The organism is Enterococcus sp. DIV0901a, assembly GCF_051711525.1.
In the GTDB taxonomy this organism is placed as follows: Bacteria; Bacillota; Bacilli; order Lactobacillales; family Enterococcaceae; genus Enterococcus_B; species Enterococcus_B faecium.
This window is the reverse complement of the sequence record NZ_JBIOMW010000001.1, coordinates 1,720,499-1,734,680: the sequence shown is the minus strand read 5'-3', so window position 1 is coordinate 1,734,680 and position 14,182 is coordinate 1,720,499. Positions and strand designations below refer to the sequence as shown.

Sequence of the window (14,182 nt, the reverse complement as noted above, 5' to 3'; positions counted from 1 at the left end):
ACATGTGGCATTTACTAAAAAAAGAATTTTTATTAGGTATATCTATTGTTTTTATGCTGACACTTATCTGTGTTATGGAACCAATAATAGTATGTTCTGAAGATATCCAGCCCGACTCTTCTATTTCAGATTCCTCCTTTCCAACTAAGAAAGGTAAAGAACAAGTAGTAAATTCTGATAATAACCAGAATGAAATATCAGATTCCAATAATAACAAAACAATAAGCGGCTCTAAAGAGGAGACTGATCCAACTTCAGAGTCTATTAATAAAGTAGAAGGAAAACAAAACTCTGAAAAATCGGATAGTCGTGAATCTATGCCTTCAGACGATAGCGAGAGTATTAAAGATTCAAAAGAAAATTCTAGTGTGAAAGTAAGTAATTATAAAGAATTCAAAGATGCTTTGTTGAATAAAAGTATTCGTACGATTTATTTGGATAAAGATATTAAGATACTTGAGTCGTTTAACTTTTCTAGTAATAAGGACATTTGCGGAAATGGTCATATTATTGACATGAATTTTCAAAGCATTGGCATAGCTTTAAAAAATGCTAATTGTAAAATCAGCGATATTAAATTAACCAATCAACCTATTTATCCTTTATTTTGGTCAGAATATCCTGGTGTCACAGTAGATTATACTAATGTTTCTTCAACAGGTTATCAGTTTATTTATCTAAGTGCTGGAACAGCTAATTTAGAGGGAAAAATAGAGGCTAGGGCAACTGCGGAAGAAGTATTTCAGGGAAAGCACATAAACATAAACAAGCAAGCAAACGTTTATTTTAATGACACTTCTGGCGCTAATGCTATCTATACAGGAGACGGAATCAATATAGAAGAAGGTTCAAATTTAATCATGAATGCTACGGGACTAGGTTTGTACATGTATAAGCCTAATGGAGCCATCAACATTGCTGGCAATGTGCAAATAAGTTCCCAAACTAATTCTGCTATTAGAAGTGATGCCACTGGTGGAGAAATGAATTTACAAGAAGGAGCTACGCTAAAGGCATATTCAAAAGGTACAGATGAAGAAGCTATTCTGCTATGTAATGGTAGCATCGTGGTAAAAAAACAAGCTAATTTGGAAGTTACTTCTGAAGGGTATCAATCAACGGTACAAACAGGGAATAAGCTAGAGTTATTAAAGGGTTCTAATTTCTTGATTTCTAACAGGAAAGGAAACGCTTTAGGCGCTTGGACGCAAAAAACTTCAGTAAGTCTCTCTTCTTCTAAAGGAATAGATACTTGGAAGGTAGGTAGTTCTTTATCGGAAGATCCTGATAAAACCTATAAAGGCCCTTTGACGGCTTCATTTATTTTAGATACGTACGTGCCTGCTCAGCATACTACAAACGTGATATCTAACAACATAGATTTTCAAAAAAGTTTTGATTCAGGGGATGTCGGGACAATAGCTGGAGGAGACTATGTGAAAAGAAAAGAGATGGCTCCAACTACTATAGAAGAACTGACAAATGAAAGTACTGAGGTTAAGGGTACGGCAGAACCGAATGCACATATAGAAGCAAAGATTAATAATCGCTTAATAACTAGTGGGAAAGTTGACAGTAATGGGATTTACCAATTATCTATCCCTAGACAAAAAGCAGGTACAGTAATAGATGTAGTGGCTAGTATAGATGGGTTATATTCCGAAAATAGTACAGTTGTAAAATATGTGGGACCCTCTATTTCAATTCCTAATGCTATTAATTTCGGGAAACAAGAGATTCCTCCTGTCGACAAATTGATTACTGCCAGTGACTCACAAAGTATAGATATAACAGATAACAATTTACTTAAAGATAGTACATGGAAGCTATCAGTGAAAGAGGATCAGCGATTAATAAATGAAAAAAAAGAGCAACTTTTTAATCGTATACTCTTTAATAAGGGAAATAAAAAAATAACTATTAATGCTCAAGACCAAATAGTTGCGGAAGGAAAAGGTAATAAGGAATTTAGTTTAGATAAACACATGTATCTATCTTTACATCCTTCAGATAAAATTGGCATGTATGAAGGGGAACTAACGTGGACATTTATTGTCGCACCAAGTTAAAAAATATAAAGTAACATCTTTTTTACTTTCTTATTCATTTTAATCCTAAGCTTAATAATATAGATTTTTAAATAAAATATTTATATAAGAAAAATAAGTTTTGGGAGGTATTTGATATATAATAAAGGAAAAGGAGGAGAGTATGACATATTATTTAGAAAACAAGGTTATTGGAAAGTACTTTCGATCAGCTACTAATCAATTTTTAGGAATTGTTCGTATCTATGGTACTTATACAGAATACCGTGTAATAGAAGGGGTCCCTGAAAAAGATGCTATGCTAGAAATCATAGATGTTCAGTCCGGTGTGCTTCTTACAAGAGTGAATAATAGTTTATTTGAAAATGGAAGAGGGTATATAGAATGTTGGTTGTGAAAATAATCGTTGGAGTAATTGTTGCAGCTTTTCTTATATGGTTATTGACTAGTACGGCAGTCGTTGTACGTCAAGGGGAAGTAAAAGTAGTAGAAAGTTTTGGGAAATATGTGAAAATTCTGGAACCAGGATTACATTTTCTTATTCCAGTACTATATACTGTTCGAGAAAGAGTATCGCTAAAACAGATTCCTTTAGAAATAGAACCTCAAAGTGCTATTACAAAAGATAATGTAATGGTTGAGATCGACGAAGCTATCAAATATCATGTTACAGATGTACGAGCATTTGTTTATGATAATGAAAATTCCGTAGTATCAATGATCCAAGATGCGCAATCGAATTTGCGTGGAATTATCGGGAAAATGGAGCTAAATGAAGTATTGAATGGTACTGAAGAAATTAACGCCTCTTTGTTTGCTTCAATTAAAGATATTACTTCTGGCTATGGTTTGGCAATCGATCGAATTAATATTGGGGAAATAAAAGTATCTAAAGAAATTGTTGAATCAATGAACAAATTGATAACAGCTTCAAGAGACAAAGAATCAATGATTACTCGTGCAGAAGGTGAGAAATCATCTGCGGTACTTAATGCTGAAGCTAATGCATCTAAAATGACCATTGATGCACAAGCAAGGGCACAACAAACCCAAATTGACGCAGAAGCAAGAGCAAAGCGTATTCGTATTGACGCAGAGGCAGAAGCTGATCGTATTGAAAAAATTACTGAAGCAGAGAAAAAAAGAATAATAATCTTAAATGAAGCAATCAAAAATAGTCAACTCGATGAGATATCCTTATCTTATTTAGGAATAGAAGCATTTAAAGAGGTAGTTTCTAGTCAAACAAATACAATTATATTACCTTCTAACATGACGGAATTAGGCAATATCCCTGTAGCAAAACAGTTATGGGAGAAACAAATAAAAGAAAATTAATTATGAATTGCATTTATATTTTAAAATAGTATAATCCTTTATCTTACTTACATTGTTACTGAAAAGGTTAGTGATACGTAACCTTGGATTTCATAGTTAGAGAAAATTCACTATCCTGTTTTATATTGTCAAAAAGTAATAGATACAATTCTCCCTCTCAAAAGTTAGTTTAACTATTAACTTAGGAGGGAGAATTTTTAATTAGATATAGATTTCAATAGATGCAGATTCAAGCCTTATGTTCAATGAATGTCACGATATCTGACTAGAGATGTTCTGAAAAAACTTTCTGCAATATAATATTTATTCTGGGCCAATACCTTTCCGGTGTTTGAATACAAGTCTTCAGTCATCAAAACCAGTTTTTCGCCTTCAGCAAACCCTCTTCTAAAACTATCGGGATTTCTTGAAGAAATAGTAATAGTTAACTTTGAATTACTCACATCTTCATAAATGTCTTTTTCTAGAAATTGGATAATTTGATTTTTATCTTCTAGATTTAGGTTGAATTTTTCAATTGTCTCTGGTAATAAAATAGAAAAAATATTTGCTATATTTGAATTGCCCAGTACATACCATACATTTAAAGTGAAATAGGAAATATCTTTCACTTCAAATAATTTATCTGTAAAAATACTACTAGGATTCTTAAAATAGTAAGCATCTTTTTTTGAAATTTGTTCTATAGGAACTGTCAAACTCTCTAAAAGAGGACAACTTAATGAGCGAAGACCTTGTTTGCTTTTTTGGGCGTGTGTAAAATTAACAAAATGGCCTTGACCATGAATACTAGTAATGATTCCATCCTCTTTTAATAAAGATAATGCAGTCCTTAATGTCACTCTACTAACATTAAAATCACTAGTCAATTTTTCTTCCGATGGCAATTTTGAACCAGGAAGAAACTGAGAACGTTTGATCATTAATAAAATTTGGTTATAAACTTGGACATATTTTGGCGTACGATGCATATTTCACCATTCCTCGCATAAGTATATAATTAATTTTAACATATTACTTGTTTACTTAGTAAAGAGGATAGATAAATTCAATGAAATCACCAAAATGTTCACGTCCAGGAATTATATAAGCTCTTTTAGAATGGAATCCTAGATCCTTAACTAAATTTTGCATAGGAAAATTAGAATGATTCGTAATTAATTTAATATTATGAACAGTGGGCCTGATTTTTTCCTTTGTGATAATGTCTTTTAAAATCATACGAGCTATGCCTTTTCGTTGGTAACAGGAATGAACAACTAGACGTTGGATCAATAACGAACAATCGCTTGTTGTAAGAGTTACGCAGCCATAAATAGGATGACCGTAAATCCATAATTGTTGCTCTGTAATATCCTTCAAGACTGTCCCAGAACTAGGATAAGCATTAGTCCATTGATTGATACCATTTGTTATCATTTGTCGCTTTCCATCAGCAATAAGAGCTTTAATCTGTAAATAGTCTTTTACTGTGGCTAATCTTTTATCTAAAGTCATTGGTCTATTGAAAAAATAAGATAGATAGTATTAGTGATAAAATTACTCCGAATACCATTGGGACAGAAGTTCTGCGTACAATTTGCATGGGAGACAATTTTGTTGTTCCAGCAACAATCAAAACCACAGCAGCCACTGGAGAAACCGCTCTCAGTAAGTTGCCGGATAATTGCATTGGAATAGATAAAGCGACAGGGTCTATTCCAGCTGCTTTAGATAAAGGGATCATTAAAGGGATCATTGCAAATAGTAAAGCTGTTCCACTACCGCTAAGTAAAACAATAATAGCTGTAAAAGCAACCATTACAATCGGTAAAAGTATACCTGCACTATTAATATTTTCCATTGTTTTTTGTATAATCTCAATAATTCCAATCGAAGTAAGGCCTTGAACGAATACTTGAGCAGAAACTAATAATGCGACGATATTCATCACATTTCCCATACCCTCAAAAAAGTAACTAGTTTCTTTTAATACGGTATTTATTGAACGACGATTGAAGAACTCTATGATAACAGCAATCATAAAGCTAATTAAACTGACTACCTGGACACTTATATTTAACGTGGTATTTAAAACAATATTTCCTATAAACACAATTAGAAGCAAGATAATCGGTAGTAAAGGCAAAATACCATAGACAATTGCTTTGATACCTGAGTAAGAAACTTGGATCTCCTCATCAGAATTGCTGGAGCTATATAAGTTTAGCTCTTCTTCATAAGATAAAGTTTCTTTGCTCTTCTTATCTTCATGCTTTTGCCACCAGTAATGTACAAGAGCAATTGCTAGTAACGTCGGCACTGAAACGATAGCATGATTTTTAAACACATAGTCTGTAACATTGATATTTAGCAAAGATGCTATCGCTACATTATCTGATCCCAATGGTGTTGGTACAATTGTTGCTGAGGTACCAATAATTGCAGCTGCGCTTAATCTGGACATTCCAGCAGATCGCAAAACAGGATATAAAGTTGCTAACAGAATAATTGCTAAATTTGAAGCACTTGGAATAACTAATGACAATAGATTTCCGATTAAAAAAACGATGGGAATAAGGAAATAAATGGATCGAATCCTTGAAATAGGCTTTGTTAAAGCTTGTACAGTAACTTTATTTGCGCCAATATGATTCATATAAGCGCTGTAGCCTCCTAAAATCAATATAACGAAGCCTGGTCCTACTAACGTACTCGTGAATTGGTCAACAACAACTTGAAAAGGATCTAACAAAGAAGTGCCAGTACTTTCACTTATTTCTAAATGTCCACCTATTAAAATTGCAATATATAGCAGTAGTATACCTAATATTAGTAGAGTCATCTTTATATCATTTTTTTTAAGTAACATATAAACGAGGATTCCTACGGCCAATAATCCAATGAAGCAAGTCAATAAAACATTCATTTACAGCCCAACCTTTCTTTTATTAAAAAGTTTTAGCAATCGAAGCAACGAACCATTTTTCAAATTTATTTGGATCTACATGGGTAGCGACCTCTGCATTAGCAGGGAGATTGAGATACCCATTTAAATCAATTAACGATGCACCAGTAGTTAATTTACCAACTGTTTCAATTTCAACTCTTGTTTTAACAGTCTCAAACATATCTGGATTTAATATTAAACCTACAGCTAAACTATCATACATGTTGAGTCCTGTTTCGAAACTGCCACTGCGATATTTTGAAAATAGTTGATAAAACATATTACCTATTATTCCAAAATCCTTTATTTTTTTTGAAACCTCCGGCATGATTTTTGCCTGACGACCTACTTCCATGGGGGCAACTCTAATGGGAAGGCCACTATCAAAAACAATTTTTGCAGCTTCCGGATCAGCAGCAAAATTAAACTCAGATAATACCCCATAATTTCCTCTTCCTAGGCTGCCACCCATGACAACGATTTCTTCTATTTTATCTAAATCATGAGGATATAGATGGATGTATAAAGCAATATCAGTTAGCGGGCCTATGCCTACTATTGTCGTTTTATTTTCTTCCTGGGTAATAGTTTCATGCATCGCTGATACAGCTGTTAATGATTGTTCGCAGTGAATAGTTGGTTCTGGGAATAGATAACCATCCATTCCAGTTTTTCCATGAACATTACTGGCATTGATCACATTTTTTAGGAGGGGATGTGCACTCCCTAAAACAACACGAGGATTTTTTTTGTATAGTGTTAGTAACTTTTCCACATTGAGTTTAGTGTATTCTAAGCCGACATTTCCAAAAATGGGACAAATTAACTTCACGTCTAGATTCTCACTGAATAATGCGAGTGCAAGGGCAACAGCATCATCTATGCCTGGATCGGTACTAATAATTACTGATTTTTTATTCATAATCTCTCTTCTTTCTTGATTTTTTAGAAGCGCTTCCAAAAAGATAATACAACATTGTATTATATAAGTCAAATTTAGATACAACGTTTTATTCTATATTGTTTCTAATATTTCCAAGACATGTGACTAGTATTTTATATTTAGAAAAAATATTAATTTGTAATAATCGTTAACTCTAAGTATAGTACTAGCAGTCAAGTCCATAATCCTGTGTAAAATACTATACAATGTTTTACCGGTCTCTCATTGATCAAACTTAATATATTTTCTTGTAGAACTGAGCCATTCGTCATGAAGGTCCATAAGGACAGCTCCAATTAATCGATTGGCAGACGTTCGGTTGGGAAAAATCCGAATAATCTTTTCTCTTCTGCGGACTTCCTGGTTCAGTCGTTCAAGAAGGTTGGTGCTTTTTAGCCGATTATGACTATTTCCGATAACCGTGTATTGAAAGGCATCTTCGAAGCCATTATCCAATATTTCGCAGGCTTTTGTATATTTAGGCTGGTCGATATATTCACCGACTAAGGCATTCTTAGCTGTTCGAGCGAGTTCAATATCCGTAAACTTAAAGATCGCTTTTACTGCTTCTCTAAACGGTTTTGAATTCTTTTTTGGAATGGAACTGAAGATGTTTCTTAAAAAATGGACCTGGCATCTCTGCCAACTTGCGTTGGTAAATGACTTACGAATCGCAGACACTAGGCCTTTATGGGCATCAGAAATGATGAGTTCTGTCCCCTTTAGGCCGCGTTCTTTTAAGTATTCAAAGAAGATGGACCATGTGTCATCACTTTCTTCATTTTGAATCATGAAGCCAATGATTTCACGGTCGCCACCTTCTGTTATCCCGATCGCAATATGGCAGCTTTTAGAAAGCACTCGATGGTCCTCACGGACTTTTATGTAGAGAACATCAGTCATCAGATAAGGATAATTCGTACCTGAGAGTGAACGGTTCTGCCATTCGTTGACCATCGGGTCTAACTGCTCAGTCAGGCTAGAAACAAAAGATTTCGATACAGATTTTCCACATAGCTCTTCAACAATCTTTGAAACTTTACGTGTCGAAACGCCCGAAACATACATCTCAAGCATTGAAGCGAGCAGTGCCTTTTCATTTCGCTGATAACGCTCAAACACCGTCGGTGAAAATTCACCATCACGTGTTCTAGGCACTTTTAATTCGAGTGTACCCACACGAGTCGTAAAGTCTCGCTCATAATAGCCATTTCTTTGACTCTGACGACTTTCTGAACGTTCATAGTCATCGGCTTGAATATATTCTGTTCGTTGATTTTCCATCAATTGGTTGAAAACAGTGGTTAAAATATTTTTAGAAATATCATCTTTTACCGAATGTTCAATAATACTTTGAACCTCTTCGTTGTTCAGTGTAAAATGTACTTGGGTCATGTAACGTCCTCCTGGGTATGTTTTTGTGGTTAAAAACATTGTACCGTAAAAGGGCTGTTACATGGCCTTTTATCTTTTACACAATTATATGGACTTTATCGTACTAGCTAAAAAGTTCTTAATAGGATATAACTATTTTGAAATAAAACATTTCACTCAAATTCTAGTGGCTTATTAAGAGTATTTCTTTTTCGCCATACTAATATAATAAGTATTACCAACACAATAGATGAAATAATTATACTCATATAATCAATTGAGCTATGGTAGATAGTTTGAAAAAGTATGCCTTCGCTATCTTTTGGAGAGTTTGCTAAACCAAAAAAGTCCGACATAAAAAAGTTATAGGCTCCATGAGAGGCTGCGGCTACCCAGGTGTTAGAAAATAGAATTCTTAGTAAAGCCCAAACCATACCGATCAAAAAATAATCTAATAACTCTAGAGTGAATCCTCCAGTATTGCTAAGATGCATTAACATAAAAAATAAACTACTTACTATAACTCCCCATAAAAGATTAGTTTTTTTAGCAATTCCACCTAATACGAAACCTCGGCTAATTACTTCTTCTTGTGATCCTTGTGCTAGATAAAACACTATGCTTATTAGTAATTTAGACCAAGAAGATTTCGAAAAAACCTCTTGAAAATCAGCACCACCGACTAGGACATAGCCAGCTACAATAAAAGTAATTATAAAAGCTCCAGTAAGGTACCCAAAGAAAAAGTTTTTAAAAAAATTCTTTTTGGAGAAACCTAGTATACGTATATCTTTATAAATTATTTTAGTTAGAAGGATAAAAAGGAAACTAATCATCAAAAAAAAGAATACATCCATTATTAGGCTAACAAATAGATTTCCTTGTAAATTTGGAAATAACTGTTCATAAAAAATGGACTCTAAATAGCTTGAAATAAACAAACCAAAAAAAGCAATAAAAAAACTTAAAATGGGAGGTATTAAGATTACAACGGTTTTTTTTATTATTTTCATAAATCCAACTCCTTTTATTATTAAATTTTAATTAACTATACTTATTTAGTAAAGAGTAAAGTGAGTTCTCTAAAATATGATTTTTATTCTATCAGCACATCTATAGATAGAAATGCCGGATACTTCATGGTATTTAAATAGGATCATTATACTTTTTCAAAAATATATGTGTTTTCATAATATCTTTTGATTGTTAAATCAAATTTCTGGTTTACCATTGAAATTAGGCATATTGCTAATTGACAATACTGTTTTTTCTTCCTTAGTAACCTGCTGAAAGCAGTACATCCTTAAAAATTAAGTGAAAGCTGATTACTTTCAAAGCAGGAGACCAAGGCAGATAAATAAAGGCCGTTTATAAAGTAAATAAAGAAGAAAAATGATAGTACGAAATCATTATGAAAAGCTGTCTCAATAAAATATTGAGAGAGAATTTTAGCTCTTTGAAGTGTAAGTTTAGCGCTTGCTTAAGAGAGGTATTTGCCAAAAACATGTTCCATAATAACCGTTAAGAGAATATTTTTTATTTATAGATTTAAAAAAATTCTAAAAACAGTAAAATTTTCAAACTATTTTTATTTCTATTACTGTGACATAATTAAGTCACTATCACAGACCGTTGACAACTATCTTCCTTTTGAAAACTATTCTAAGGAGTATTTGTGATAGTACTCTTGTCATTATCATTATTCTGCTAGCACTAAACCATCTCCTATAAGTATGATGATAATGAGCTTCCGTTCAAAAGCCACTTAAAAAAGTGGCTTTTTTGTAATTGAAAAATTCATCTTTCGGGAGTGATAAAAAATTATTTTTTACATTTTGGATTATTAGTAGTCTTACCTTAAAATTTTTGTGAAAAGAGGATTTTCTCTCATATATTGAATGAAAGTTAACCTTAGCGAAAACGCATATGTATAGTTAATTAGGTTCGAAGTTCGTTATAACTTAAAAGGAAAGGTACTACTGGTTTAGGCAGATTTACTAACAAGCTTTCTGTCACCTATTACCATCTGTTTAGAAGTAAATCAAACTGTTTAAACAGTTTGAAAAGTATAAGAAAGCTCAAGAAATGGGACTTTCTTATACTTTTCTTTTTTGGCATAGTATTTGCTTAATATAAAGTGAGGTGAAAAATATGAAAAAAAAATTTTTAGTTGCAACACATGGGCGACTGGCAAGCGGTTTTCAAAATTCAATGGCGATTTTAGCTGATAAAGGAGCAGAACTTGAAGTCATTAATGCATATTTAACAAATGAAGACTATACGCCCATCATTTCGAACTTTATAGATTCTATCGAAGAAGGAGAACAAGGAATTATCTTTACCGATCTGTTTGGCGGAAGTGTAAATCAAACAGTGGTAGCAGAACTGATAAAACAAAAAAAAGATCAATTGTTTGTCATTTCTAATAGTAATTTAGCAATTATATTATCTTTAGTCCTCACACCGGAAAATGAAGTCTTTACAAAAGAAAGTATAAACGAAGCAATTGAGATAAGCCAGGTTCGTTTAGTATCAACAGATTTGCCTACAGAAGAGACATTTTTTTAAATCAAAAGTGTAAGAAGAAACTATTATAGTAATTTGATACAAAATAAGGAGGAAAAAAGGATGATAACTCAAATACGTGTGGACGATCGACTAATCCATGGTCAAGTAGCTGTAGTTTGGACGAAAGAATTAAATGCGCCATTATTAGTGGTTGCTAATGATGAAGCAGCAAAAAATGAGGTCATGCAAATGACATTGAAGATGGCTGTACCAAACGGAATGAAACTATTAATTCGTTCGGTGGATGATGCTATCAATATATTCAATGATCCAAGAGGAGCCGACAAACGAATTTTTGTCATTGTAAATAGCATATCCGATGCAAATAAAATAGCTCAAAATGTGGAAAACATAGAAACAGTCAATGTTGCTAACGCAGGTAGATTTGATAAATCTGATCCATCAACGAAAAAAATGATATTTCCTAGTGTGCAGTTGAATCCTAATGAATTAGCTGCAGCAAAGGAATTAGCTAAGTTAAATCGAGTAAATAGTTACAACCAGGTGTTGCCGTCAAATCCGCAATTAAGTTTAAAAGATGCATTAGAATAGGGAGGAATAAAATATGTTAATGCACGCAACTATGGCAGCTTTAGCAGTATTTATCTGTTTTGCGGGTAACTATTTGACTGGACAAAGTATGATGGAACGTCCATTAGTAGTAGGTCTCGTTACAGGTATTTTAATGGGGGACATGAAAACGGGTATTTTGATGGGAGCCTCTTTGGAAGCCGTATTTTTAGGAAATGTAAATATTGGCGGAGTGATAGCAGCAGAGCCAGTAACGGCCACAACTTTAGCTACAACTTTCGCCATCATTTCTAATGTAGAACAAAAAGCAGCAATGACTCTCGCTGTGCCAATTGGTATGTTAGCTGCATTTGTCGTTATGTTTTTGAAAAATGTTTTCATGAATATCTTTGCTCCAGCTTTAGATAAAGCTGCACGTGAAAATAACCAAAAAATGATCCTTACGCTGCATTTTGGTACATGGGTGATCTATTATTTAATCATTGCATCTATTTCTTTCATTGGAATTTTAGCGGGGAGTGGTCCGGTAAATTCCTTTGTTGAACATATCCCTCAGAGTCTAATGAATGGTCTTAGTGCAGCTGGAGGGTTGTTGCCTGCTGTTGGATTTGCCATGTTGATGAAGCTCTTATGGGACAATAAGTTAGCTGTTTTTTATATCCTTGGATTTGTTCTAACCGCTTACTTACAACTTCCGGCAGTGGCTGTTGCTGTGATTGGGGGTGTTATCTGTGTTGTCAGCGCTCAGCGGGATATTGAAATTAGAGAGGCTGGTAAAAATGGTAATAGGCACGATAAAGGGCTAATGACAAAAGCAGAAGAAGAGGAGGACTTTTTCGCATGAAATTCCAAGAAAACTTGACAAAAGAAGAAAAGAAAATGATGCGTTCTGTCTTTTGGCGTTCATGGACGATGAATGCCAGTCGTACTGGAGCAACGCAATACCACGCAGTAGGCGTCATCTATACGCTGCTGCCAGTTATCAATCGTTTTTATCAAACAAAAGAAGAACGTGCAGAGGCAATTGTTCGCCATACAACTTGGTTCAATGCAACGATGCATATTAATAATTTTATCATGGGATTAGTTGCTTCAATGGAAAAGCAAAATAGTGAAGATGAACATTTTGACGCCAGTTCAATCACTGCTGTTAAAGCATCATTAATGGGACCAATATCAGGTATTGGTGATTCATTTTTCTGGGGTATTTTACGGGTAATCGCAGCGGGTATCGGTATCTCTTTAGCAGCAACCGGTTCTCCGCTAGGTGCAATCATATTTTTATTGATTTATAATATTCCGGCTTTTCTCATTCACTATTATGCACTGTATAGCGGTTATTCTGTGGGTGCCAGTTTTATTCAACGAATGTATGAATCAGGTGGAATGAAAATTTTGACAAAAGCTTCAAGTATGTTGGGCTTAATGATGATGGGATCAATGACAGCATCGAATGTCAAATTCAAGACCATCTTAGAGGTGAGCGTAGAAGGCAGCAAAGAAGTGATGAAAATTCAAGATTACCTTGATCAATTATTTATAGGTATCGTACCATTAGCGGTGACGTTATTTGCATTTTGGTTATTACGGAAAAAAGTCAACGTAAATGTAGTAATGTTTGGTATTATGTTTTTAGGTATTATATTAGGTCTGTTAGGGATATGCTAGAAAACATTGCTGTTTTTTTCGATGTTGATGATACATTATTAGACAATTATAGTGCCTTCAAATGTACCATCCGAAAGTACTATCCTGACTATTTCCTCGAAGAACCTTTTTTAAAGCGTCTTTATCATGAATTTCGCTGTCATAGCGAAAAGATTTATAAGTTTTATCAAGAAGGAAAACTAGATACAAAAAAGAAAGACGAACGATGGTTACTAGTGATGGAAACATTAAATTTAAAGAAGAATACCAATTTATCGGAATTAGATGCTTACTATCATTTATGTCAAAGCAAACAGACTTTGTCAGTCGAAATGTCTTTGCTTTTAAATGTTTTGAAAAAAAGTGGAATTCTATGTGGAATTATAACAAATGGATTCACTCAGCAACAGCAAAGAAAATTAGAACAATTAGATCTTGATCGTTTTATCGAACCGAGATGGCAATTTATTTCGGAAAAGTTAGGTGATGCAAAACCAAGTGTAAGCTGTTTTCGAAAAGTTTCTAAACAATTGCCAGAAAAGATAACAAAAATTTACTATTTAGGGGATAGTTATCAAAATGATGTTATTCCATCTAGATTAGCCGGCTGGTGTCCGATCTGGTTGAATCATTTTGTTGACGATGAAGCAGCAGAGATTCTACAAGCTAAAACCGATAATGAAGCAGCCACCTTGATATTATCTGAATTACTACATTCGAAATAAATAGAGCCGTGTCCCATAGGAAAAACTACTGTAGCTAAGAGTATGATTTGATGCACTCTGACTGCAGTAGTTTTGATTT

14 protein-coding genes are annotated in these 14,182 nt (G+C 33.8%); 8 read left to right on the top strand and 6 right to left on the bottom strand.

Annotated features, from left to right (window positions below; all coding sequences use genetic code 11):
* The first annotated feature begins 2 nt into the window (after positions 1-2).
* From IGL70_RS08275 to IGL70_RS08265, 3 genes are all read left to right on the top strand, one after another.
* Positions 3-2,069, top strand: coding sequence for a pectate lyase-like adhesive domain-containing protein (locus IGL70_RS08275; RefSeq protein ID WP_104874044.1), 2,067 nt, complete (start codon positions 3-5; stop codon positions 2,067-2,069).
* A gap of 142 nt (positions 2,070-2,211) precedes the next feature.
* Positions 2,212-2,445, top strand: a complete 234-nt coding sequence (locus tag IGL70_RS08270) for a hypothetical protein (protein WP_002299851.1) — start codon at positions 2,212-2,214, stop codon at positions 2,443-2,445.
* On the top strand, positions 2,433-3,386 hold the full coding sequence (locus tag IGL70_RS08265; RefSeq protein WP_002299849.1) for an SPFH domain-containing protein: 954 nt from the start codon (positions 2,433-2,435) through the stop codon (positions 3,384-3,386). The genes IGL70_RS08270 and IGL70_RS08265 overlap by 13 nt, the downstream gene beginning before the upstream one ends.
* A gap of 242 nt (positions 3,387-3,628) precedes the next feature.
* Here IGL70_RS08265 and IGL70_RS08260 read toward each other — a convergent pair whose 3' ends face one another.
* The 6 genes from IGL70_RS08260 to IGL70_RS08235 form a co-directional block, all read right to left on the bottom strand.
* Positions 3,629-4,357: a GntR family transcriptional regulator gene (locus tag IGL70_RS08260; protein ID WP_002299848.1), complete on the bottom strand. Its 729-nt coding sequence runs from the start codon at positions 4,355-4,357 to the stop codon at positions 3,629-3,631.
* A 55-nt stretch (positions 4,358-4,412) separates the two neighbouring features.
* On the bottom strand, positions 4,413-4,883 hold the full coding sequence (locus IGL70_RS08255; RefSeq protein ID WP_086300150.1) for a GNAT family N-acetyltransferase: 471 nt from the start codon (positions 4,881-4,883) through the stop codon (positions 4,413-4,415).
* Positions 4,884-4,887: 4 nt separating this feature from the next.
* Complete coding sequence (dcuC, locus tag IGL70_RS08250; RefSeq protein WP_086300149.1) at positions 4,888-6,294, bottom strand: C4-dicarboxylate transporter DcuC; 1,407 nt, start codon at positions 6,292-6,294, stop codon at positions 4,888-4,890.
* 22 nt (positions 6,295-6,316) lie between these two features.
* Complete coding sequence (locus tag IGL70_RS08245; protein ID WP_002299844.1) at positions 6,317-7,237, bottom strand: nucleoside hydrolase; 921 nt, start codon at positions 7,235-7,237, stop codon at positions 6,317-6,319.
* 243 nt (positions 7,238-7,480) lie between these two features.
* Positions 7,481-8,653 carry an IS256-like element IS1542 family transposase gene (locus IGL70_RS08240; RefSeq protein ID WP_104807992.1) on the bottom strand — a complete coding sequence of 391 codons (1,173 nt, stop codon included), beginning with the start codon at positions 8,651-8,653 and terminating at the stop codon, positions 7,481-7,483.
* 152 nt (positions 8,654-8,805) lie between these two features.
* Entirely contained in the window at positions 8,806-9,645 is an 840-nt protein-coding gene (locus IGL70_RS08235; RefSeq protein ID WP_181042714.1) for a CPBP family intramembrane glutamic endopeptidase, read from the bottom strand.
* 1,138 nt (positions 9,646-10,783) lie between these two features.
* On the opposite strand from IGL70_RS08235, the gene IGL70_RS08230 reads away from it, so the two are divergent.
* Genes IGL70_RS08230 through IGL70_RS08210 form a run of 5 tightly spaced genes read left to right on the top strand, consistent with a single transcriptional unit; the run spans position 10,784 to position 14,103 of the window.
* Positions 10,784-11,200, top strand: coding sequence for a PTS mannose transporter subunit IIA (locus IGL70_RS08230; RefSeq protein ID WP_002306992.1), 417 nt, complete (start codon positions 10,784-10,786; stop codon positions 11,198-11,200).
* 60 nt (positions 11,201-11,260) lie between these two features.
* Complete coding sequence (locus IGL70_RS08225; protein WP_104873781.1) at positions 11,261-11,752, top strand: PTS system mannose/fructose/N-acetylgalactosamine-transporter subunit IIB; 492 nt, start codon at positions 11,261-11,263, stop codon at positions 11,750-11,752.
* A 13-nt stretch (positions 11,753-11,765) separates the two neighbouring features.
* Positions 11,766-12,575 (top strand): PTS mannose/fructose/sorbose/N-acetylgalactosamine transporter subunit IIC, encoded by an 810-nt coding sequence (locus IGL70_RS08220; RefSeq protein WP_002331056.1) that lies wholly within the window; start codon positions 11,766-11,768, stop codon positions 12,573-12,575.
* Positions 12,572-13,399, top strand: a complete 828-nt coding sequence (locus IGL70_RS08215; protein WP_002306989.1) for a PTS system mannose/fructose/sorbose family transporter subunit IID — start codon at positions 12,572-12,574, stop codon at positions 13,397-13,399. Before IGL70_RS08220 ends, IGL70_RS08215 begins: the two co-directional genes overlap by 4 nt.
* Positions 13,393-14,103 carry an HAD family hydrolase gene (locus IGL70_RS08210; RefSeq protein WP_002337773.1) on the top strand — a complete coding sequence of 237 codons (711 nt, stop codon included), beginning with the start codon at positions 13,393-13,395 and terminating at the stop codon, positions 14,101-14,103. Before IGL70_RS08215 ends, IGL70_RS08210 begins: the two co-directional genes overlap by 7 nt.
* The last annotated feature ends 79 nt before the right edge of the window (positions 14,104-14,182 follow it).